Here is a 21,103-nt window from a genome sequence, read left to right as displayed (position 1 = left end):
CGCAGCCGCCCTCCCGACAGCAGGCGGAGAGCTGCTGTCCCAAAGGTATTCACCGACAGAAACGTGCTGATCTGTGTGAACAAGCTTCTTCGGACGGTCGGTCTCGTGGTGATCATCGCCACCGCCGGATGTAGCGGGCTGCCCGCGTCGGATGCTCCCGCGACCAACGAAACAACGATCGAAAACGACACCGCCGGCGCGACGAATGTGACACAGTCGATCGGGATCAGCGTCGACGAGTCGGCGGCCGGGGCTGAGCTAACCGCGATCGGCGCGACCTATCCCAGAGATGAGTTTGTCGTGAGCGCGGCCCAACACGAACAGATCAGTATCGGTGTCGACACCGACGGGGATGGAACCACCGACCGGACGTTCAACGAAACCCACATCAGCGGCGTCAACAACAACGCCTACTCCTTCGATATCACCCTCGATACGGGGTACACCCTCCAAGCAGGTGATATCGTCACCGTGGAGTATCCGGCGCTCGACACGCCACAGGAGCCGGGCACGTACACCGTCGAACTGCGGGTGAACGACCAACAGACCACTAATGCGACGGTCGATATCGAGTAGCGTCACCCGCCCTGTGCCCGTGACCAAACGCTTATTCGGCGGACTCGCCGACTCGCAGGTATGAACCCCGACGACGTGCGGTCGCTGCTGTCGACTGTTGAGGATCCTGATCTCGACGACGATATCGTCTCTCTCGGGCTTGTCAACGCGGTCGATGTCGACGACGAGAGGATCCGGCTTTCGATCGCGCTTGGCGCGCCGTATGCCCCCCACGAATCACAGATCGCCGAACACGTGCGAGCGGCCCTCGCCGACACCGACCGTGAGATCGAGTTGACGGCGGCGATGCCGCCAGGGCTCCACACCGACGAGGAGGTGCTTCCAAACATTCAGAATATCATCGCCGTCGCCTCCGGGAAGGGCGGCGTTGGCAAATCGACGGTGTCGGTGAATCTGGCGGCGGGGTTGGCCGAGCGCGGCGCGCGGGTCGGGCTGTTCGATACCGACATCTACGGGCCAAATGTTCCCCGCATGGTCGACAGCGACGAGGCCCCGAACGCCACCGAGGAACAAACGCTGATCCCGCCGGAGCAGTACGGCCTCAAACTGATGAGCATGGATTTCCTCGTCGGCCCCGACGACCCGGTGATCTGGCGTGGCCCGATGGTACACAAGATGCTGACCCAACTGGTCGAGGATGTTGAGTGGGGGCAACTGGATTACCTCGTCGTCGACCTCCCGCCAGGCACCGGTGATACTCAGCTGACGGTGCTCCAAACCCTGCCGCTAACGGGGGCGGTGATCGTCACGACACCCCAGCAGGTCGCCATCGACGACGCGGTCAAAGGGTTGCGGATGTTCGGCGAACACGAAACCCCCGTGTTGGGGATCGTCGAAAACATGTCCTCGTTCCGCTGTCCCGACTGCGGCGGCCGCCACGACATCTTCGGTGCCGGTGGCGGTGAGGCCTTCGCCGACGAGGAAAATCTCCCCTTCCTCGGGGCGATCCCGCTGGATCCGGCGATCAGAGCCGGCGGCGACGGCGGCGAGCCGATCGTCCGATCGGACGGCGAGACCGCGACCGCGTTCAAAACGATGACCGAGCGCGTCGCCAACAACGTCGGGATCATTCGGCGACAACAGGCGAACACGCACGCCAACGAGACCGAGAAGTAGCGTTACTCGACCTGGAGGGCGGTGTCGATCCCCGGATCGGTGAGCAACTCCTCGACCTCGGCGACCGTCGAGCCGGCCTCGACGGTGTTTTCCATAAGCACGGTCTCACTCGGGAACAGCTGCTCGCCGAGGACGAGGCCGTGTTCGCGGGCGGTCGAGCCGGTGACCGTCAGATAGACCCCGAGGCCGGTGTCGGCGATCGCGGCCTCCTCCTCGGCGGTCTCGGTTGGATAAACGAACTCGATGCTGTCGGTTGCTTCCGTGCCAAGAACGGCCTCGACAAGCCGTTCGTATCGGGGGGAGATACACAACGGGCCCTGGTAGTCGGCGACAAACGCACGGTCGAGTGTCGCCGCCTCGCCGATGGCCGCCGGCGTCGCCAACAGCGTGTGATACACCGTATCCCCAAGGCCGGTCACGACAGCGACATCGGTATCCTGGGGGTTGATCCGGGCGTTGATCTCCGCCAGTGAGGCGATCCCCGCCGGGCGGAGTTCGACGACCTCCTCCAAGACGAGATCCGCGCTGTCGAAGCCAAGGGCGAACTCGTGGGTGCGCAGCGCGCGAAACGGCTCCTCGCGGCCGATCAACCGGAGCTCGATCCCATCGAGTGTGACGGTGAGACTATCGAAGACGACCCGTCGCGGGAACCCATCTCGGTCATCCCGCAAGAGCGTGTACTCCGGGGCGGCGGGATCGCCAGTCTCGCTGTAGTCGGCCAGCCGTTCGTATGGGCTTGTATCGACCGATTTGGTGTCTTTCGTGAGCGCCTTCTCGTAGCGCAGCGTGGAGATGATGCTGTCAGCACGCGCGTCGATATCGGCTACGGTGGCCACCCGTTCAAGCACCGCTTCCAGCGGCCGGCCCTTTCGCGGCACGGCGACCGGGATCGTCGCGGTCATTAGACGGACTCTCGTGGCCCCCAACTAAACGGATTCCGTTTTCGGTGCCACAGACAGACACGGCCAGCGGGGTTAGGAATCGTCGTCGCCAACGCCGAAGGCGGAGCTCAACCCCTCACGGAACTGTTCGAGGGCTTCGATCCCCTCCTCGGCGTCGTCGATCCGGGCTTCGATCCCCTCCTCGGCGTCGTCGATCCGGGCTTCGATCCTGGCGACCTCCTCCTCGGCGGCGGCCGAGTCGGCCAACTCCTCGATCTCCTGGAGGGTATCCCACAGCGACTCGATATTGTCGCCCAGATCCCCCTCAACGGTAGCAAGCTCCGCGCGGATCTCCGCAACCTCGTCTTGGGTGTCGGCAACGGTCGCATCGAGATCGTCGACGGTGGCATCGACGGTGTCGACCTGCTCGGCAAGCGAGTCGATCTCGTCGACGACGTGTTCGATCTCGTCGGTGGCGTCAGCAAGGTCGGCTTCGAGTTCCTCGACTGTGTCGGCAGCATCGTCGGCGGTGTCGCTGGCCGCGGCGGCCGTCTCGGCGGCCTCTGTCGCGGTTGCGTCCGTCTCATCCAGTCGCTCATCAAGTCCACTCACGTCGGATTCGAGGGCATCGAGCGTCTGTTCGTGGCTGTCGACCGTCTCTGAAAGCGTTGTCAGCTCCTCGGTGGCCGCCGCAACCTCGGATTCAAGCGCGTCAATCGCCTCGTTGCTGTCGGCCGTGTCAGCGTCGAGTTCGGCTTCAAGCGCTTCGACTGTCGCCGACAGCTCCTCGAGATCAGCCTGGAAGCTATCAAAGATGTCCTCGCTCGTCCCGTGCTCGTCGATAAACGCTTCGAGGGCGTCCGTGTAGGTGACCAGCTCATCGACCTGCGACTGGAGGCGTTCGATCCGCACCTCCGCGCTTCGGGGGAGCCCCAACCCGAGTTCGGATTTGATCACCGAGCGGTCCTCCTCGGAGATCGTCCCGGCGCGCAGCTCCTCGGCGAGGGCGGCCGCGATCCCCTCGGCGGTATCGGCTGTGGTCGCCGCGGCCGCTGACTCGTCGGCTGCTGTCGATGCTGTTGCGTCGTCGGCGGGTGACTGGGTCATGGTGTCCTCGTCAGCGTCGTCCTCGTCGTCGCTGGCGTCATCGTCGGCAGCGGGTTCCGTGTCGTCCTCCTCGCTCTCGTCGATCAGCTCGGCGTCGTCACCACCGGCCTCGGGTTCTGGTTCGGTGTCAGTATCGAGTTCATCGTCGGCATCGAACTCATCGTCGACACCGGATTCGTCGTCGACATCGGGTTCATCGCCGATCGCGGACTCCTCGTCGGTTTCGGTTTCGTCGGCTGGTTCGCTCTCGACATCGGTATCGATCCCATCCGACTCGCTTTCATCGTCGACATCGGGTTCGGCGCCGACATCGGATTCGGCATCTACGTCGGAGTCGGTGTCTCCGTCGGAGTCGTCATCCTGATCGGATTCGGCGTCGTCATCGACCGCCATCGGTTCATCATCGGCTGCCGTCGGCTCATCATCGGTTGCCTCCGTCTCAGGCTCTTCGTCAACCCCGGTTGCCGGCCCCCATTCCTCATCGTCGGTCGGGTCGTCTGTGGCGTCTGTGCCGGTTGCCGGCCCCCACTCGTCGTCATCGGTCGGATCGGCGTCGACATCAACGGCGTCGAGCGGATCGACGTCCTCACCCGCCTCGGGATCAGATTCAGCAGCCTCGTCGTCGGCCGCCGTCTCGGCATCGACGGCTGCACCGTCATCGTCGGCGGTGGTGTCGTCGACAGCGTCGGCAGCGGCCTCATCGTCGGGAGCGGCCGCCGGGGCCGCGTCGGCTGGTGGGGTTCCGTCGCCGGCCTCCGCGGGTGGCGTTTCGGGGTCGACATCCGATTCGCTGGGGTTGACAGGGCCGTCAAGCGGTGTCTCACCGGCGTCCGCGCCGGGCAGCGAGGAGCGTTCGCCGGCCAACACCTCACGGACGAGTTGGCTGTTGTCCGGGCCGAGAACCCCCTCAATGTCGGTCGGGTCGTCCTCGGAGGTGGCGATCTCCTTGATCTCGGGGTCGGTCAGGAACTGTTCGAGGTCGTCGGGGTCATCAGTCCGGATGCCGTAGACGGTTTCGACCGTCTCGGTTGGATCGAGGGTGTACTCGAACTCGACGCGGTGGTTCTTGTAGGCCGTCCACGCGTCGCTGTGAAAGTCCGGATGGAACCCGATCCGCTCCATCGGAAAGGAACTCGGGATCTGGTCGGTTAGCCGAACATGAACGGGCACATCGGTGTTCGACGTCAGTGTAAACACGACGGCTGGGACGGGGAACTCCTCGGCTGTGACGGTCTTCTCGACGACAACACCGTCGTTGGACACCGTCACGAGGTCATCCGTCTGTGGCCCCTGGCTCATGGAACCTTCTACTCAACCAATGACTTAAAATGTGCGGGCTGGTGGCCGGTCACATACCACTGCTGGCCGCTGTCAGTCCCACCAGCACGGTACCGGTAAGATCGACCGGGCGACTACAGCACAGACAGCAGTGTTGACCTCAGCGGTACTCCTCGACAGCGACTGTCGCCGGACTGGCCGCCTCGCGTCGGGCCAGCCGTTCGGCGGAGCGTTCCACGCGACGGCGGTAGGCGGTCTGCTGGCGCATCGCCTGGCGGCGACACCGCTCTTGGGTCATCCAGTTGCTGCGGTCTTCGTCGGTCGTCTCCGGATCCCAGAACCACACCGGGAAGTCGTAGTCAGTCATCATTGTGTTGTTCTCCCTGTGATCACACAACGCCTGTTGTGTGTTTCTCGGTTGACTTCATCAATCTGGAGGATCGCAACCGACTTAACTGTTGGTGTGTCTGTATGGATGCGATTATATGCGTATATACAACGCCGAAAGCCGATTAAATGTGGACAAACAACCTATGATTGAACAAAATAGTGGTCTTTTGCGTACCGCTGCCGTGATGGATAACCGCTGGCCACCCGGTCAGAGCTCAACGCGATCGCCGATCTCAACGATCTCCAGTTCCTGTGGATACGCGTAGGAGGCGGTGTGGTGGTGGAGCACGGTCGGATCGGCGGTCATCCCTTTCCACATATCCCAGTGGGTCGGCAGTAGGCGATCGAGTTGGAGATCCGAGGCCGATTTCACCGTCTCGTTTTCGGTCGCATACCACTTCGTTCGCACCGGCTCGCGGGTCTCCTTGTCGGGGATGTTGCCGATAGCTCCAAACGCAAGCATGCCGAGGTCGATATCATACTCCTCACCCAACTCGACGAAGCTGTCGGCCGGCTTGCTGTCGCCGGCGTGGAAGATCGTCCCCGACTCGTGTTGGATCAGATAGCCGACCGGATGGGTCGAATCCGGGTCGTGGGTTTCGACCACGTCAACGGTGAACTCGCCGATCTCGATGCTGTCGCCCTCTGTGACCTCGGTGAACTGCGAGTCCGAGAGATCGTAGCTGTCGAGCCACTCCTCGTCGTCAAAGGCGACCGACAGGCTGTCGTCGGGTGCGTAGAACTGCGCGCCCGTGCGTTCGAGGATCGGCCCCTGAGTCGGGCCGTGGGTGTGGTCGGTGTGTTCGTGGGTCGCCAACACGGCGTCGGCTCCCGACTCCGGCACATCCTCGGGATCGAACGGCACGGGGATCATCCGGATCGTCCGCGGCGGATCGCCGAGGCCGACGTAGGGATCGATCCAGATCGTTGTCCCCTCGCTGCCCTTGATTACGAAGCCGTTACAGCCGAGATACCAGACGGCGACGGTCTCGGGGTCGGCATCGGCGACGGCGGTCGGCAGCCAATCGCCCCAGTCGCTGACTGTCATGGCCGGCTATCCGGCCCGGGTCGTTCTAAACGTTGTTGTCGCGGCGGAGCCGTTGGCAACCTGCTGGGGGCCGTTGTTTACAGCCAATCCGCCTCGGGATCGATGTAGCCGTCGGGCGTTTCGTCGTCGAAGACTGACAGAATGTCGTTGCCGATGTGTTCGTTGAGATCGGTCAGCGATTCCTCCGAGTAGAAGGCGGTATGCGGCGTCAGAATCACGTCGTCGCGGTCGGCCAACCCCGAGTTCGACAGCGGCTCTTCCTCCAAGACATCTAGGCCGGCGGCGGCGATCTCGTCGTTTTCGAGCGCCCAGAGCAACGCCGCTTCCTCGACGATCGGGCCGCGACCAACGTTGACGAGGACGGCGGTCTCGCTCATCTGTTTGAAGGCCTCCCGGTCGAACATCCCTCGCGTTTCGTCGGTCAGCGGCGCGTGGATCGAGACGTGATCGGCCTCCGCCAGCAGGTCGTCGAACGGGACTTTTTCCGCTCCGAACTCCTCCATCTCCTCGGCTTCAACGTAGGGGTCAGCCGCGACAACCCGGCAGTCAAAGCCAGCGAGCTTCTCGGCGGTCGCTTTCGCAAGCTGACCAAACGAGAGGAAGCCGACCGTTTCGCCGGTCAGTCGGTGGATCGGCGCGCCCACACCCCAGTCCCAGTCGCCGCCTTTCACCGAGCGATCGTAGACGTTCAGCCGGCGGAGCGACGCCAACAGCAGCGAGACCGCATGCGTCGAGACCTCCTCGCGGCAGTAGTCGGGGACGTTGACGACGGTAACGCCGTGGTCGGCCGCCGCGGGGATGTCGACGCCGTCGACGCCGACGCCCGCGCGAGCAACGATCTCCAGGTTCTCGCAGGCCTCGAAGACCGACGCCGGCACGTCGGTCTGTACATCGACAACGAGGGCTGCGGCGTCGGCGGCCGCCTCGATGATGTCGTCGGTTGTCTGGAGGTCAGCCGTCACGACAGTTGCTGTCTCACCAAGAACAGCCTCAAGGGTTTCAGCACGGATCATCGGATCGTCGTTAACAACAACAGTTGGCATACGCGCTCATTCTGCCTGCAGGCATATGAACCGTCTCCTTGGTTCCCACCAGGTGGGCCTCCCAGCGATAAGCAACTGCTGAAAGGAGTCTACCATTGGTTGCTCTCCCGGGCGACGCATATAGGATGTGGTGAGATGCCAGCTGAATACGACAAGATATCACAATAAGTCAGTATTGTTTTCCTCGTTCGGTTGGTACGGGAGCATGACAGTCGGCCGGCCATGACGTTTCAACTCCAACCAGAGGTGCCTGTCTTTGTGGGTATCCTGCTGGTCACGGCGTCGCTGCTGATCTACTCTATCCGGCAGTATCATCGCCGGGGGCAGGCAGCCGAACTACAGGCGTTTATCGTGCTGTTGTTTGTGATCTGTGTATGGCAGCTCACCGCTATTTTTATCAATATCATTACTGTTCCAGCACTGATATTCGTCGGCAACAACTTCGGTAACATCCTCCTTGTCCCTGGATTGGCCTACTCCCTGGCGTGGTTTGCACTGGCGTATTCGGGACAGACAGAGTGGGTAAACCGCTGGACAGCCGGGGTCGCGCTGGCGACGATCGGTGGAGTCGGGATCGCGGTCGTACTGAATCCCTCGCTCATGCTGGCGTCTAATGGGCTGACCACTCAGGGGCCGGTAACGATCGCTGGGGTCACCTTCACCGAGTGGGTTGTGCTGGATCTCACGCTACAGCCTGCGTTCCGAATCTACCAGCTGTACATCTATCTGGTTATGCTGGCAAGCGGTGGCATTGTCGTCCGCTACCTGCTGAAAAATCGTGGGCAGATATACCGGGGACAGGCGGTCGCCCTTGCGGTCGGTATCGGAGTAATACTGGGTGTGAATTCGCTGTTGTTTGCGGGGATTCTTCCACCGGAGTGGAATCTCACCCACGTCTCGTTTGGCGTTACCGCTGTCGCATTCGCGGTTGCGATCTTTCGGTATCGACTCCTCGAAGTCGCCCCTGTTGGGCGGAAACAGCTTGTCGAACAGCTGGCTGATCCGGTGATAATGCTTGACGATCATGACCGCGTCGTCGACTGTAATCCTGCGGCGCGGGAACTGATCGACGCCCCGGAAAACTGGCGTGGGATGTCCGCGACAGCCTGTTTCGCGTCGTTTTCCGACCCAACCGAGTGGTTTACCACAACCGGTTCAGGCGAAACGACACTCTCGGAGGCCGACACAGAACGGAGCTTTACGATGGATAGTGTCCCGATCGAAAACCAAACCAGCGCGCAGACGGGGCAGTTGATCCGACTTCATGAGATCACCGAACAGAAGCAGCGTGAGCGACAGCTCCGCGAACAAAACGAGCATCTCGATGAGTTCGCCAGCATCGTCTCGCATGATCTCCGGAGTCCACTCAACGTCGCACAGGGGCGGCTCAAGATCGCTGGCTGGGAGTGTGACAGCGAGGAGATCGCGGAAGCCGAGCACGCGTTGACACGGATGGAGTCGATGATCGATGACCTGCTCACGATGGCTCGCACGAGTCAAACGATCGAAGACACCCATCCGGTCGACCTTGCGGCGACTGCAAAGACAGCGTGGACGTACAGCGATGTTGCCGACTGCGAGTTACAGCTCTCGGTTCCGGCGTCGGTACAGATCGCGGCCGACCGTGATCGGCTGTTACAGGTGTTTGAGAACCTCTATGTGAACGCCGCCGAGCACAACGAGACGGCGGTGACCGTAGAGGTCGGTGTGGTTGGCGATGGGGAGTTGACAACCGACGACGGGCAGCGAGCCGGATTTTACGTATCGGATGATGGAACCGGGATCGCCGCGGTCGACCATGAGGATGTGTTCGAAAGCGGCTACACCGCCGCGAGTGGTGGCACCGGCTTCGGGCTGGCGATCGTTCAGGATATCGTTGCGGCCCACGGCTGGGAGATCACCGTGACCGACAGCAGCGACGGTGGAGCCCGGTTCGAGATCACCGGGGTACGCCCTGCTACTGACGGGGACGCACAGGCCAAGCGGGAATCACCGCAAGACTGATCGGTCGCTGCCGACCGCCCTACCACGTACCGTGGAACGTATCGAATTCGAGTTCGTCCAGCGGTTTGTTGCCCATGGCGATCTCGTACTCGCCGGGGGTGACCATCGGCTTGTGGAACTGCGGGCCGTCGTCGGTCGTGATCCGGGGACAGCCGGTGTTGACAAAGGCGTCCATATCGAAATTGAGGAGTCGGTCGGGCGTGACCTCGTCCATCGTGATCAGGTAGGCGTTGTCGTTGTTGTCGAGGATCTCCTCGGCGGTCTCCCAGCGACCCTGGCCGATCTTGGTACAGAAGATGACGCCCCACTTCTCGGCGTCCATCGCCTTGTGGACGGTGGCGTACCGCTGTTTGAGGAACTGCTCGGGGTCGGCGACGGTCACCACGTTGTTGACGGGGTCGGCGATGACGATGTGTTTGTCCTGGTGTTCCATCGCCAGCCCCATCGGGTGGAACTTCCCGCCGCCGACATACAGCACGTTGTCGGCGTCGATATCGGCGGAGGCGTAGTTGCAGCCGAGCACCTGGCCCTCGTAGGTGAGACGGTCGTCGCCCTTGCGCGTGTGGACTTCATAGCCGCGTTCCTCCAGCCAGTCGACCATCTCGCCGAAGCGGTTCATGTGCTGGGCGGTCGTCACCAGCCCGACCGCGGGGTCGTCGTCGGGGTCGGGGATTTCCGCAAGGGAGTCCTCAAGGATCGGGAAGGGATCGACGTTGGAGAACAGCGGCACGTAGATGATCTGATCGGACTCCTTCATCGGCGAGTGGCCGAAGTGGACGAACACGTCCGTCCGACGCATGAGGTAGGTATCGAGATCGCAGGCCCCATAGCAGGGCTGGCCCGACAGCATGATCGTCACGTCGTCGTCAACGACTTCCCGGAGGTCGTCGGCGACCGCGGGGCCGCGGCGTTTGAGGCCTTCCGGGAACTGGAGGCCGACCTTCTCGGCGTCGCGCTCGTCGATCTCGTCGACGATGCGTTCGAGTTCGTAATCCCACTCGCGGTCGTGGCGGAGATCCATCCCCGTGTTCCGGAGATCGCCCTCGGAGTAGCTGTCGTCGCTGGCGTCCTGACTCATTGCGCCTTCTTTCCGCCCGAGCCGTATAACCACGGCGTTTTACTGAATGGACGGGTGGAGGGCCGTCGTGTGGTCATCACAGCAAGCCGTCAGCGGGGGTGTCGTCAGTAGTCAGCAGCAGGAGCCGTCGCCACTAGTCGTCAGCGGGAACCGTTGCCGCCGGCTCGACAGCCGGTTCGGCGTCCTCGGCAGTCGGTTCACGCTCGGAAGTCCCTGTCCACGAGAGCTCGCCGTCGTAGTGGAACGCCGTATGCTCACGCGTCGGATCGACGACCGTCAGCGACAGCCACTCGTTGTCCAGCAGCGTCGTAAGCTCGTCGTGGTCGGCGAGGATCGCCTCGACGCGGTCGACCGGTGCGTGGATGACCGTCGAGAGCCGCAGCGGCTGGTGGTATGGATCGTCGGGGCCGGCGGCCACAGACTGCAGCGGGAGGCCGGCCAACAGGTCGCCGCCGTTGCCCTGATAGACGCCGATGTTGCCGACCGGATTATGCGTGATCTTCGAGCCGCTGCCGAAGACGCCCGAATCGACCGTCGAGAAGTAATACTGGGTGTTGATCCACTGGGTGACGACCATCGGCCCCGTGAGGATCGCTTCCAGCGCGTCGCCCTCCGAGTCGGTGGTGTGGTCGTAGGAGTGGAGGAACGCACGCCCATCGAGGTTCACGTCGTCGGTGAGGTCACGCGGCCCGATGACGAAGGCGGCGTTGCCGGCCAACCCCCACTCGGGGCGGGTTTCGGCCCAGTCGGCCGCGCGGCGTTCGGTCTCGCCGATGGCGTCGGTGGCTTCGGCACCCATCGCGTCGGCGCGCTCGGCCGCGGCGGCCTCGCGTGCCGTCGTGAGGTCAGCGCGGAGTTGGTCGAGATCGTCGGCGTGGCTTTCGGGAACGCCGCTGTCGTAGAGGTCGATCTCGTCGGTCGTGGTGTTGTGTTCGCCGGCGACGAAGACTGTATCATCGGGGATCTCGTGGCCGCGCTCGCGGAGTTTTTTCTGTACTGTGTCGTCGTTGCAGATCGACGCGAGGACACGGGCGTTCGGCCCGCCGGGATTGCCGGCGCAGGCCCCACAGTCCAGACTCGCCTCGTGGGGGTTGTTTTCGGTTTCGCTGGCATGGCCGACGAAGGCGACCACGCGGGCGAACTCGTCGATGCCCATCAGCTCAAAGGCCGTCGCGGCGTACTCGACCTTCTCGTCGGTCGTCAGCCCAACCGGGAGGTCGCCGGCGTAGGTGTGTTGATGGTGTACCATCGGCTCACAGAACTCGTGGCTGTCGGGTTCGGCGTCGTCGACGGCATCCAACAGATCGTGGACGCGACCGGGGACGAGCGTCCGCGCCGCCAGTGCGAGGGCGTAGCCGCTGCCGCTGCTTTCGACGAAGCCGTAGGCACTCGCCGCGTTGGCCTGCAGCGTCTCGATGATCTCGTGGGCTGCCTCACGGATCCCCCCGACGCGGTCGTGTGTCGCCTGCGTTTCGTCGTCAGCCGGGCGTTCGGTGATCCGGTGTTGGGGATCGAGAATCGGCGGGCAGGCTTCGACCGACACGTCGGAGTCGTAGCCGTTGTACTCGATTGGAACGCCGAAAAAGCCCGCGTAGCCGTGGGTTTCGTAGTTACCGGCGGCCTCGATGTGGCGGCGAATGACCTCCGAGCGCGTGTCGATACAGAAGGTCAGTTGGGCGTCCGGGCGATCCGCTGTCCCGCTGTCGTCGGCCGCCTCGTCGCCATCGACGGTCGCCTCGCTGTCGGCCATCGCCTCGCTCTCGGCGGCGACCGTCTCGACCAGTTCCTCGCGGTAGGTCGCCTCCCAGGCGTGCAGGAAGCCAGCAGCGATCTCGTCGGCCGCGTCGGGATCGGCGCGCTCGGCGTCTGTTGGGGTGAGGTCGACGCCGAAGCCGTCCAGCAGCGATAGCCGCACCGCAAGGTAGCCCGCCAGCGTGATCGGGTATTCGGACTGCCACTCGCTGTCGTCGGCGACGCGCTGTTTGATGAAGCCTGTCCACCCCGGCAGCGCGGCCAACTGTTCGGTAAAGATCGCTTCCCACTGGGCCGTGGGATAGTCGTCGACGACGGCTTCGATGGCCGCTGTCGGCGACGCCGGGAGGTCGGCGACGATACCGGAATCAGGAACCTCGCTGTCGTGGGGAGCCAGCGCGCGAAAGGCGTTGTAGAAGCCATCCTCGCGGTTGGGCATCGCCCAGTGGGCCCGGCCCTCGTCGAGGAACGCCGGCAGCCACTTCGTCAGGACCGCGTCGACGCGATCGGTGTCGCTTTCGTGCTCCGTGTCGGTGCTGTCGTCGTGTTCTGCCTCGGCTACGCGGCCGAGCAGCGTCTCCGGGTCGGCGTCGTAGCCGCGGTCGGCGAGCTCTGACCGGAGGATCGCCTCGTCGATCCGGCCGTCGGCCAGCGCGGTGCGGAACGTCTGCGCACTCGGGTAGCCACGACCGCCCAGCAGATCGGTCGCGTCCGCGACCGCCGCCTCGAAGGGCTGGTCTTCGAACCCCGCGAGGGGGTTGGCCGTCACAAACGAGTGGATCGGCCAGACCGAGCCGACCGTGGTTGCCGCGCTGTCGATGCTGTCGTCGAGTGTGGGTTCAGTACTCATTGTAGTCCTCCGTTGTCGTCAGCAGGGAGTCGGACACGGGCTGTGTCAGGTTCAGCAGGGTCACGTAGAGGCGGCCGCTGCCCTCGTGGATCCCGGTCTCGATGGCGAGATAGACGCCGACGAAGACGACGGCGATACCACCATGCAGAAGGGTCAGCTCCGTCGACGCCGTGACGACCGGGAGATCGGCCAGCATGAACGAGATCGCCTCATAGACGACCGCATAGATGATGATCGCCGGGAAGAACACCAACGGGACGGCCGCGTAGCGAACGGTCGCCGGCAGCGAGGTGTGCTGTACCGTGCTGCGAGCCGCGTGCAGCGTGGCGATGGTAACGAAGAAGGTCAACAGCAACCCGCCGTTGACGATCGTTCCCTTCCCGGTCAGGATCGCAAAGAGCGCGCCGCCGAGGAGCCCGGTGACGACGGTCACGATGAGGGTGCCGACGCCGTTGAAGCCGACCGTGTGGTGGCTCACCGCCGACGGGCTTGTGTGTTCGACCGCGGTTCCCGACGAGAGGAACTGGTAGGCCTTGTAGAAGCCATGCAGAATGAGGTGGGTGATCGCCGCACCGAAGAAGCCGAGGCCGGCCTGCATGATCATAAAGCCCATCTGGCCGACCGTCGAGCAGCCGAGTTGGCCCTTGATATCCGACTGCACGGATTTTAGCAGCTTGCCGCCGAGCGCGCTGGCCGCGCCCACGCCGACAATGGCGAGCATCACTGGCGGTTCAACGGTGACGACCGGCGCGAACCGCGCCAGCAGGACGCCGCCGGCGTTGACGAAGCCGGCGTGCATCAGCGCGGAGGCCGGCGTTGGCGCGGTCATCGACGAGAGGATCCACGTGTGAAACGGGAGCAACGCCGACTGGATCATCGCCGCGACGACGAGGCCGGCGGCGGCGAGCACCGCGGTCGTCGTCGACAGCCCGCCGACGGCGTCGAGCATCCCTGTTATCGTGGTTGCGCCTGTCGCCGACCACAGCAGCGCGAGGCTGGCGGCGATCACGAGGCTACTCCCGACGAAGTAGCGGCGGGCGGTGCGGGCCGCGGCCTGCGCCTGCGGCCAGCCGTCGACGTGGCCGATCAGCGCGGCCATGAGCAGCCCCATCGCCAGCCACGCCGCCGCGAACAGCGCGATGTGGTCGGCGGCGACGACGACCATCACCACCAGCGTGAACGCGAAGACGCGCGTGAAGAACTGGGTTTCGGCGGGATTGCCGGCCAGATACCGGCGCGCGTAGCTGTGGACAATCCCGCTGAAGAGGGTGACGACCGTCCACATGACGACCGTCAGGCCGTCGATGACAACGAGGCCCTCGACCGCCCACGTCGGGTCGGTTCGGGCGAACGTGCCCGCAAGAACGAGCGTCCCGAGAAACATCGCCCACACGAGCCGGGTGAGCGCGGCGGGGACGCGGGCAGCGTGGTTCTCCATCGCTGGGAGCGATCCGACCGATCTGTGCTGGGTGCCATCTGTCATGTGTTGGGTCGACCGACCGATCCGTCGCGGCGACCGGTGCCGACGGAAACTGGTCGTGTTCGCTCACCTGTAGAACAAACTGTGCATTAAATCTGTTTATTGTACCAGATCGTTCTCTCAAAGGAAATTATAGAACATTATGGTCTCAAAGGACGGGGGAACATCGGGCTCGGCCGCCGGTGCCGGCGATCTATCGACGCGACGCCACACAGACGACCGGCCGAGAGGGGGTGTTTTCGGATCGAACGACCAGCCGTGAGGCCGGGGTGGAAACACATATCGGGGCTGAACTGATGGACTGGGACATGCAACAGTTTGAGGGGATGATCCTCGCCGGGGACGCCTTCGACCCGATCCAGGGCCGGGTCGTCGTCGACGACGGGCAGATCACGGCCATCGAGGAGGCGGCCACGGCGTCAACCGACATCGTCCTGCCGGCGTTCGTCAACGCCCACACCCACATCGGCGACTCGGTGGCGAAGGAGGCCGGCGTGGGGCTCGGGCTTGAGGCGGCGGTCGCGCCGCCGGACAGCGAAAAACACCGGCGGCTGGCCGCTGCGAGCCGCGAGGAACTCGTCGCCGCGATGCGCCGCACCCTCGGGTTTATGGAACAAACGGGCACGGCGACCCACCTCGATTTCAGAGAGTCGGGTGCGGCGGGTGCCGAGGCCCTCCGTGCCGCCGCCAGCGAGACCGCGACCGACGCGTTCATCTTCGGGAGCGGGCCCGCATCAGTGCTGGAGATCGCCGACGGCTACGGGGCCAGCGGCGCGAACGACGATACCTTCGATGCCGAGCGCGCCGCGGCCCGCGAGGCGAACAAACCCTTTGCCATCCATGCCGGCGAACCCGACGCGACCGACATCCATCCGGCCTTGGACTACGACCCTGAACTCCTGATCCACATGGTGCACGCCGAAACCGAGCACCTAGAGCGGGTCGCCGAGCAAGGGGTGCCGATCGCGGTCTGTCCGCGCGCCAACGCCGTCCTCGGCGTCGGTCGCCCGCCGATCCGCGAGTTACTCGACCACACGACGGTCGCTCTCGGGACGGACAACGTCATGCTCAACCCGCCGTCGATGTTCCGCGAGATGGCCTACACGGCAAAGACCTTCGAGGTGACCGACCGCGAGGTGTTGCGGATGGCGACGCGGGCGGGCGCGGAGATCGCGGCTCTCGACTGCGGCGTGATCGAGGCCGGCCGCCGGGCGGCCCTGCTGGTTCTCGACGGCGACTCAAACAACCTCTCGGGGACGGTTGATCCGGTGTCGGCGGTCGTTCGCCGGGCGACCGGGGTGGATGTCAAACAGGTCGTGCTCTGAACGGGACTCGTTGATACGGGCTGGTTACTCGGGGGCGAACTCGCTGAACGGTGTGGTCTCGTGACTCCGGACGAGTACCTCGTCGGCGACGGTCAGCCCCATATCGAGCAGTTCCTGGGCGACGGGTGTGATGTCACTATCCGACTCGCCGACGGCGGTGACAAGCAGATTCTCCTCGCCGGTGACCAACTCCTGGACGGAAATCACCCCGTCGATGGCGAGGATGTCGGCGACCAGATCGCCGCGTTCCGCGATCGACGCCGTACAGTACAGCAACATCCGCAGCGGATACCCCGACCCCTGGTAGTCGACATCCGCGCTGTACCCCTTGATCACGCCGTCGGCTTCGAGCCGCTGGATCCGCTTGCGAACCGTGCTGTCGGAGGTGCCGGTTCGCTCGGCGATATCGGCCGACGAAAAGTTGCGGGCGTCCTCCTGTAGCGCGTGCAGGATCGCCTGGTCGACATCGTCGATATGTCCGTTCTCCATGGGCTGTTTTGAGCCAGTATGCTCAAAGAACTTCGCCCACCGGGGCGGTGGCCACGGCGTACCCATGCTCGAACCGGTGATATCGTGGGACGCCGACACCGGTGGCATCGGTGTTACGCCCCTATTAATGTAGCCCGCCCCGCTTTGGTGACCATGAGCAACCTACCACTCGACCATGTGCATATCGCCCCCGACGAGCCGAGCGACGAGCCAGCCCCCGCGGTCGTCGTCCTCCACGGCCGCAGTGCCAACGAGAAGGATCTCCTGCCGGTCGCTCGGTCGCTGCCGGACGACCTCCACGTCGTGAGTCTGCGTGCTCCAGACCGTCTGCAGGGCGGCTACACGTGGTACGAGCTCGATCTCTCCGGCGGCGGCCTCCATCAGAGCCAGCCCGACGCGGCCGACTTCGAGCGCAGCCGCGGGCTCGTCACCGAGAGCATCGACGCCGCCGTCGACGCCTACGAGATCGACGCCGACAACGTTGGGCTGCTGGGCTTTAGTCAGGGGGCGATCACCAGCCTCTCGTTGCTACTTGATGACCCCGACCGCTACGAGTGGGTTGTCGCCTTGCACGGCTATCTGCCGGACTCACACAGCGATGTCGACCCCGACGGGATCGCCGACAAACCGGTGTTTATCGCCGCGGGCGAGGCCGATGAGATCATCCCCGCCGCCCGCACCGAGGCTGCCGCCGACAGATTCGAAACCCTTGGCGCGGCCGTCGAATATACCGTTTTCGATGGCGGCCACGGGATCGGCCCCGCCGAACACGAGGGGCTGCTCGATTTTGTCGAGCGACAGCTGGCCTGAACGCGCGTACCGAGCGAACCGGCGTCGCACGCGGCGTACACAACCGGGGGAGAGCTATTTTCCCCCGACACAATGGGCTGCTGTGGCGACGGATAACACCCCGGCGGCGAGGTCGACGACCCACCGTAGCACCGCGGTTGCAACGATCACGGGAGCACAGCGATGATCGGCGGCTTCTCACCGGCGTTCCTCGTAGTGCTCGCAGCCGTGTTGTTCGTCGCCGGAACGGTCAACGGGCTGGCCGGCTTCGGGTTCGCGCTTGTCGGCACGATGGCGTTGGCGACGGTGATCGAGCCCTCAACGGCGGTCGTCCTCATGATCATCCCGATCCTCTCGGCGAACGCGACACTCGTCAGCGAGCTGTCGGTCGCGGAGCTGGGGAGCTGCGGCCGGCGGTTCTGGCCGCTGGTGCTTGCGGCTCTCGTGGGAACGCTCCTCGGGATGGTTGTCATCGACCGGCTGCCGGGCGCACCCGTCCGGGTCGGCCTTGGGCTCATCACGCTGGCGTTCGTGCTCAGCCGGGGGTCGGTGGTGCCCATGCCGTCTCTCGGTGGCGGTAGCGTCGACCGCGAGCACACCGGTGTCATGGTCGTTGTCGGTGGGGTGTCGGGGCTGTTGTTTGGGGCGACAAACGTCGGCGTGCAGCTTGTTGCCTATCTTCGAAGCATCGATCTCTCCCATGGCCTGTTTGTCAGCGTCGTGGCGATGGTCTTTCTCGGCATCAACGCCCTCCGGGTCGGCGCGGCCGCGGCGTTCGGGCTGTACCCGTCGCTGGCGGTCGTCGGGCTCTCGGTGGCGGCGGTCGTTCCCTCGGTGCTCGGCGTTGCTGCCGGGCGGTGGCTCAGGCGGCGTGTGAGCAGTCGACAGCGAGAGATCGCCGTCCTCGGGCTGCTCACAGTCGTTGGGGGTCGGCTCGTCCTCGGCGGGCTGGGGATCGCCTGAGCCGACCAACCGTCCGGCACATTGAAGCGAATCGATCACTAATATCACCTATGAGCGTTGAAACCGCGACACTGGAGGATCTGGGTCGAGAACTCGGCGAAAAGATCGCTGACAGCCCGGAACACACGGCGTTTCGCGAGGCCAGCGAGGCGGTCGAAAACGACGCCGAAACCCAGGAGGCGATCAAGGAGTTCGAGGAGCTTCGCCACCAGTTCATGCTCGATCGAGAAGCGGGCACAGCCGACCGCGAATCGATGCGTGAGGTACAGGAAGCCCAAGAAGAGCTCCACAGCATGCCGCTGATGGAAGACTATCTTGAGGCCCAAGAGGAACTCCAAAATAAACTCGAAGCGGTCAACAAGGCGATCTCCGAGCCGCTGGCGGTCGACTTTGGCGGCGAAGCCGGCGGCTGCTGTCAGGACTGAACCGCGGGCTGGCTACTCGTCGACGTACGGTGTTTCGATCTGTTGGCCGCCACCGATCCACACTGTGAGCCACCGGGTTACCACAATAAACACTGCCACAACATGGCCCAACAGGCGTTCGATCGCGGCGATCGGCCGGGCAATCCGATGACTCCACGCCCCGGCGTGGCCGAGCGCGTATGATTTTGGGACGATCTCGCCGAAGACGAGGATCAACACGCTCACCGCAACCGGAGGGTCTGGCTGTCACGGGCACCATCGCCGGCAGCCGAATCGATCCACTGGTCGGACAGCGAGAGGATCGCCGACTCACTACTGGAGAAGAACGCGCTCAGACCCACTAGTACGATAACAGCGACAAACGACGGGACAAGCAGCGTGAGCGATCGCATGCTGGCTTCGTTGGCCGGCAGGCATATTGAATGGGGTAGCCGGCGGGGAGAGCACGAAAAACCAGGAGCCGTAGGTTTAGATACGAACCCGCGACCACCCGGGGTATGCATCTCGCGGTCGCCACCCCTGGCGTGAGCAAAGCAGCGGTACGGGCTGCCACGGCGGCCACCAGCCCGGTCGTCGTGAAAGCGACACGCTGTGGGCGGCTCCCACCGACCCGATCGCCGACCGAGTTGACCATCTGTGTGCGGTGTTGTCGCGTCTCGCTGCATGCCGCCGACCGCGTGCTCGCAGGGATTGGGTCGCCGGTCACCGATCGGGTTCGACTGCTCGATGCCAGCAGTGTCCCGCGCTGGCTCCGCCGGCGATTCGACTGTCCGGTGATCGCACAGCCGCGGCAGCGACAGCAGCCACACTCTGTGGTCTGGGACTAACGCAGCGGGCGCGGATAACGGGTAAAAAACGCGGTGAGGCTTACTCGTCGAGGCTTTCGGCGAGTTCGTCGGCGTCGAGGTCAACGTCATCGAGGTCGACATCGTCGAGGGCCTCCTCGACATCGCCGCCACCCATGCCGCCGCCCATCATGCCGCCCATGCCGCCCATCATCCCGCCGCCGTCGAGGATCTCCTGGACGATCACGCGGTCGAGACCGAGTTTGTCGGTGATCTCCTGGGCGATCTGGGATTTGCCCATCATCCATTGCTGGTTCATCGTCAACTGCTGAGTCGCCTCGATGTAGAGGGTCTCCTTCTCGACGGTCTGGGTTTCCGTCGTCGGCTCGGCGTCTTCATCATCTTCATCGGGTTCGACAGTGACCTCCTCCTCGACCTCGTCGGTCTGGATCCAGAGATCAGGCACCTGCTGGAGGTGCATGCCGAGAATCCCCTCAGCCTGCTGTTCGCGGTCGTCGACGACGGAAGCGATCTCATACTCGTATTCGAGTTCTTCGCCGGCCAGCGGGTGGTTGAAATTGACGCGGGCGCGGCCGCCGATGATCGTCTCGATGTGGCCTTGCTGGCGGTCGATCTGCACTGTTGCGCCGGGGTAGCGGTCATCCTCGGGGATCTTTTCGGCGCTGACCGTTCGGACTTCCTCGGGGTCGTACTCGCCGAACCCCTCCTCCGGGGAGATGATCACGCTGTCGCCGTCGCCGACCTCGCTGCCGCGCAGCGACTCGTCGACGGATTCGAAGACGTGGCCGTCGCCGACGATGATCGTCCGCGGGGTGAAATCGCGGTTCTCCTCGTCGGCGATGCCGGCCTCCTCGGCGACCGACTCGTGGGTCGTGTCGATGACCTCGTCGTCATCGGTCGTCCGGAGCGTGTAGTCGAGTTCAACAAAATCGCCGTCTTGCAATCCATCGGCGGACTCGTCGGCGTCGTCGGCGTCAGCGGCCTCGGCCTCGTTTTCACTCATACCCCGATACACTGCCGAGGTACCCTTAAGAAGCACGGTTCGGTGCCACCGCCTCACGCCGACACGCCTGGAGGTAACCAACCTCGACACCGCAAGCCACAGGAGTCTTTGCCGTTCGCGCGGTCGAGACGGCTATGTACGAGGTCGAACTCAAGTTACGGGCTGACCACGAGTCACTCCGGGAACGACTCGATGACGTGGGTGCCAATTGGGTCGAGCACCGCCGGCAGGTCGACACCTACTACGACGCCCCACATCGATCCTTCGCAGACACCGATGAAGCCCTCCGCATCCGTCGGGAGGAGCCCGCCGATGGCGACGACGTAACAAAGCTCACCTACAAGGGCCCCCTCATAGAGGCGGCCTCAAAAACGCGGGAAGAGCACGAGACAGCCGTCAACGACGACGAGGCACTCCAGGGCGTGCTCGCGGGACTTGGGTTCGAGCCCGCTGCCGTCGTCGAGAAGGATCGAACATACTTCGACTTCGACGAGTACACCGTCGTCCTTGATGCGGTCGATGGGCTCGGTGAGTTCGTCGAGATCGAACGTGAGGTACCCGAGGCCGAGGTCGAAGCCGCCCGGGAGGAAGCGATCGGGCTGCTGGAACGACTCGGGCTTGACCCCGACGAACAGATCCGCACCTCGTATCTCGGTTTGCTGCTGGCAGCTGACGACTGATGTTTCATGGTTATTTTGTG

General features: G+C 64.1%; 21 protein-coding genes. 9 read left to right on the top strand and 12 right to left on the bottom strand.

Features of this window, described 5'->3' with window-relative positions; translation table 11 throughout:
• Nucleotides 1-75: 75 nt before the first annotated feature.
• Nucleotides 76-576 (top strand): hypothetical protein, encoded by a 501-nt coding sequence (locus HKK80_RS07305; RefSeq protein WP_411798956.1) that lies wholly within the window; start codon nucleotides 76-78, stop codon nucleotides 574-576.
• A 60-nt stretch (nucleotides 577-636) separates the two neighbouring features.
• Nucleotides 637-1,692: an Mrp/NBP35 family ATP-binding protein gene (locus HKK80_RS07300; protein WP_411798955.1), complete on the top strand. Its 1,056-nt coding sequence runs from the start codon at nucleotides 637-639 to the stop codon at nucleotides 1,690-1,692.
• 2 nt (nucleotides 1,693-1,694) lie between these two features.
• On the opposite strand, the gene HKK80_RS07295 is transcribed toward HKK80_RS07300, so the two are convergent.
• The 5 genes from HKK80_RS07295 to HKK80_RS07275 form a co-directional block, all read right to left on the bottom strand.
• The gene (locus tag HKK80_RS07295; protein WP_411798954.1) at nucleotides 1,695-2,594 is read right to left on the bottom strand and encodes a hypothetical protein; all 900 of its coding nucleotides are present in this window, start codon (nucleotides 2,592-2,594) and stop codon (nucleotides 1,695-1,697) included.
• Nucleotides 2,595-2,666: 72 nt separating this feature from the next.
• The gene (locus HKK80_RS07290; RefSeq protein WP_411798953.1) at nucleotides 2,667-4,979 is read right to left on the bottom strand and encodes a hypothetical protein; all 2,313 of its coding nucleotides are present in this window, start codon (nucleotides 4,977-4,979) and stop codon (nucleotides 2,667-2,669) included.
• Nucleotides 4,980-5,118: 139 nt separating this feature from the next.
• Complete coding sequence (locus tag HKK80_RS07285) at nucleotides 5,119-5,328, bottom strand: hypothetical protein (RefSeq protein ID WP_411798952.1); 210 nt, start codon at nucleotides 5,326-5,328, stop codon at nucleotides 5,119-5,121.
• A 228-nt stretch (nucleotides 5,329-5,556) separates the two neighbouring features.
• On the bottom strand, nucleotides 5,557-6,396 hold the full coding sequence (locus HKK80_RS07280; RefSeq protein ID WP_411798951.1) for an MBL fold metallo-hydrolase: 840 nt from the start codon (nucleotides 6,394-6,396) through the stop codon (nucleotides 5,557-5,559).
• A 77-nt stretch (nucleotides 6,397-6,473) separates the two neighbouring features.
• Nucleotides 6,474-7,439: a C-terminal binding protein gene (locus HKK80_RS07275; RefSeq protein ID WP_411798950.1), complete on the bottom strand. Its 966-nt coding sequence runs from the start codon at nucleotides 7,437-7,439 to the stop codon at nucleotides 6,474-6,476.
• A gap of 222 nt (nucleotides 7,440-7,661) precedes the next feature.
• On the opposite strand from HKK80_RS07275, the gene HKK80_RS07270 reads away from it, so the two are divergent.
• Nucleotides 7,662-9,443, top strand: a complete 1,782-nt coding sequence (locus HKK80_RS07270) for a histidine kinase N-terminal 7TM domain-containing protein (RefSeq protein WP_411798949.1) — start codon at nucleotides 7,662-7,664, stop codon at nucleotides 9,441-9,443.
• A gap of 19 nt (nucleotides 9,444-9,462) precedes the next feature.
• On the opposite strand, the gene dph2 is transcribed toward HKK80_RS07270, so the two are convergent.
• From dph2 to HKK80_RS07255, 3 genes are all read right to left on the bottom strand, one after another.
• Nucleotides 9,463-10,521, bottom strand: coding sequence for a diphthamide biosynthesis enzyme Dph2 (dph2, locus tag HKK80_RS07265; protein ID WP_411798948.1), 1,059 nt, complete (start codon nucleotides 10,519-10,521; stop codon nucleotides 9,463-9,465).
• Nucleotides 10,522-10,654: 133 nt separating this feature from the next.
• Nucleotides 10,655-13,123 (bottom strand): DUF2309 domain-containing protein, encoded by a 2,469-nt coding sequence (locus HKK80_RS07260; RefSeq protein WP_411798947.1) that lies wholly within the window; start codon nucleotides 13,121-13,123, stop codon nucleotides 10,655-10,657.
• A complete protein-coding gene (locus HKK80_RS07255) occupies nucleotides 13,113-14,606 on the bottom strand; it encodes a proton-conducting transporter membrane subunit (protein ID WP_411798946.1) in 1,494 nt (497 codons plus the stop codon). The genes HKK80_RS07260 and HKK80_RS07255 overlap by 11 nt, the downstream gene beginning before the upstream one ends.
• A 305-nt stretch (nucleotides 14,607-14,911) precedes the next feature.
• Here HKK80_RS07255 and HKK80_RS07250 point away from each other — a divergent pair, with 305 nt between their 5' ends.
• Entirely contained in the window at nucleotides 14,912-15,928 is a 1,017-nt protein-coding gene (locus HKK80_RS07250) for an amidohydrolase family protein (RefSeq protein ID WP_411799025.1), read from the top strand.
• Nucleotides 15,929-15,952: 24 nt separating this feature from the next.
• Here the strand turns inward: HKK80_RS07250 and HKK80_RS07245 are convergent, their stop codons facing one another.
• Nucleotides 15,953-16,417, bottom strand: a complete 465-nt coding sequence (locus HKK80_RS07245) for an Lrp/AsnC family transcriptional regulator (protein ID WP_411798945.1) — start codon at nucleotides 16,415-16,417, stop codon at nucleotides 15,953-15,955.
• Between the two features lie 153 nt (nucleotides 16,418-16,570).
• Between HKK80_RS07245 and HKK80_RS07240 the strand changes: the two genes are divergently transcribed.
• The 3 genes from HKK80_RS07240 (at nucleotide 16,571) to HKK80_RS07230 (ending at nucleotide 18,594) form a co-directional block, all read left to right on the top strand.
• Complete coding sequence (locus tag HKK80_RS07240) at nucleotides 16,571-17,227, top strand: alpha/beta hydrolase (protein WP_411798944.1); 657 nt, start codon at nucleotides 16,571-16,573, stop codon at nucleotides 17,225-17,227.
• A gap of 162 nt (nucleotides 17,228-17,389) precedes the next feature.
• On the top strand, nucleotides 17,390-18,169 hold the full coding sequence (locus HKK80_RS07235; RefSeq protein ID WP_411798943.1) for a sulfite exporter TauE/SafE family protein: 780 nt from the start codon (nucleotides 17,390-17,392) through the stop codon (nucleotides 18,167-18,169).
• A gap of 50 nt (nucleotides 18,170-18,219) precedes the next feature.
• Nucleotides 18,220-18,594 carry a YlbF family regulator gene (locus HKK80_RS07230; protein ID WP_411798942.1) on the top strand — a complete coding sequence of 125 codons (375 nt, stop codon included), beginning with the start codon at nucleotides 18,220-18,222 and terminating at the stop codon, nucleotides 18,592-18,594.
• A gap of 12 nt (nucleotides 18,595-18,606) precedes the next feature.
• Here the strand turns inward: HKK80_RS07230 and HKK80_RS07225 are convergent, their stop codons facing one another.
• Nucleotides 18,607-18,819, bottom strand: a complete 213-nt coding sequence (locus HKK80_RS07225; protein WP_411798941.1) for a CNNM domain-containing protein — start codon at nucleotides 18,817-18,819, stop codon at nucleotides 18,607-18,609.
• Nucleotides 18,816-18,986 (bottom strand): hypothetical protein, encoded by a 171-nt coding sequence (locus tag HKK80_RS07220; protein ID WP_411798940.1) that lies wholly within the window; start codon nucleotides 18,984-18,986, stop codon nucleotides 18,816-18,818. The genes HKK80_RS07225 and HKK80_RS07220 overlap by 4 nt, the downstream gene beginning before the upstream one ends.
• A 105-nt stretch (nucleotides 18,987-19,091) precedes the next feature.
• On the opposite strand from HKK80_RS07220, the gene HKK80_RS07215 reads away from it, so the two are divergent.
• Nucleotides 19,092-19,421 carry a hypothetical protein gene (locus HKK80_RS07215; protein WP_411798939.1) on the top strand — a complete coding sequence of 110 codons (330 nt, stop codon included), beginning with the start codon at nucleotides 19,092-19,094 and terminating at the stop codon, nucleotides 19,419-19,421.
• A 40-nt stretch (nucleotides 19,422-19,461) separates the two neighbouring features.
• On the opposite strand, the gene HKK80_RS07210 is transcribed toward HKK80_RS07215, so the two are convergent.
• The gene (locus tag HKK80_RS07210) at nucleotides 19,462-20,403 is read right to left on the bottom strand and encodes an FKBP-type peptidyl-prolyl cis-trans isomerase (RefSeq protein ID WP_411798938.1); all 942 of its coding nucleotides are present in this window, start codon (nucleotides 20,401-20,403) and stop codon (nucleotides 19,462-19,464) included.
• A gap of 134 nt (nucleotides 20,404-20,537) precedes the next feature.
• On the opposite strand from HKK80_RS07210, the gene cyaB reads away from it, so the two are divergent.
• Nucleotides 20,538-21,083 carry a class IV adenylate cyclase gene (gene cyaB / locus HKK80_RS07205; RefSeq protein WP_411798937.1) on the top strand — a complete coding sequence of 182 codons (546 nt, stop codon included), beginning with the start codon at nucleotides 20,538-20,540 and terminating at the stop codon, nucleotides 21,081-21,083.
• The last annotated feature ends 20 nt before the right edge of the window (nucleotides 21,084-21,103 follow it).

Source organism: Halonotius sp. F2-221B, assembly GCF_046719765.1.
Lineage (GTDB): Archaea > Halobacteriota > Halobacteria > Halobacteriales > Haloferacaceae > Halonotius.
This window is presented reverse-complemented; position numbering and strand designations above follow the sequence as displayed.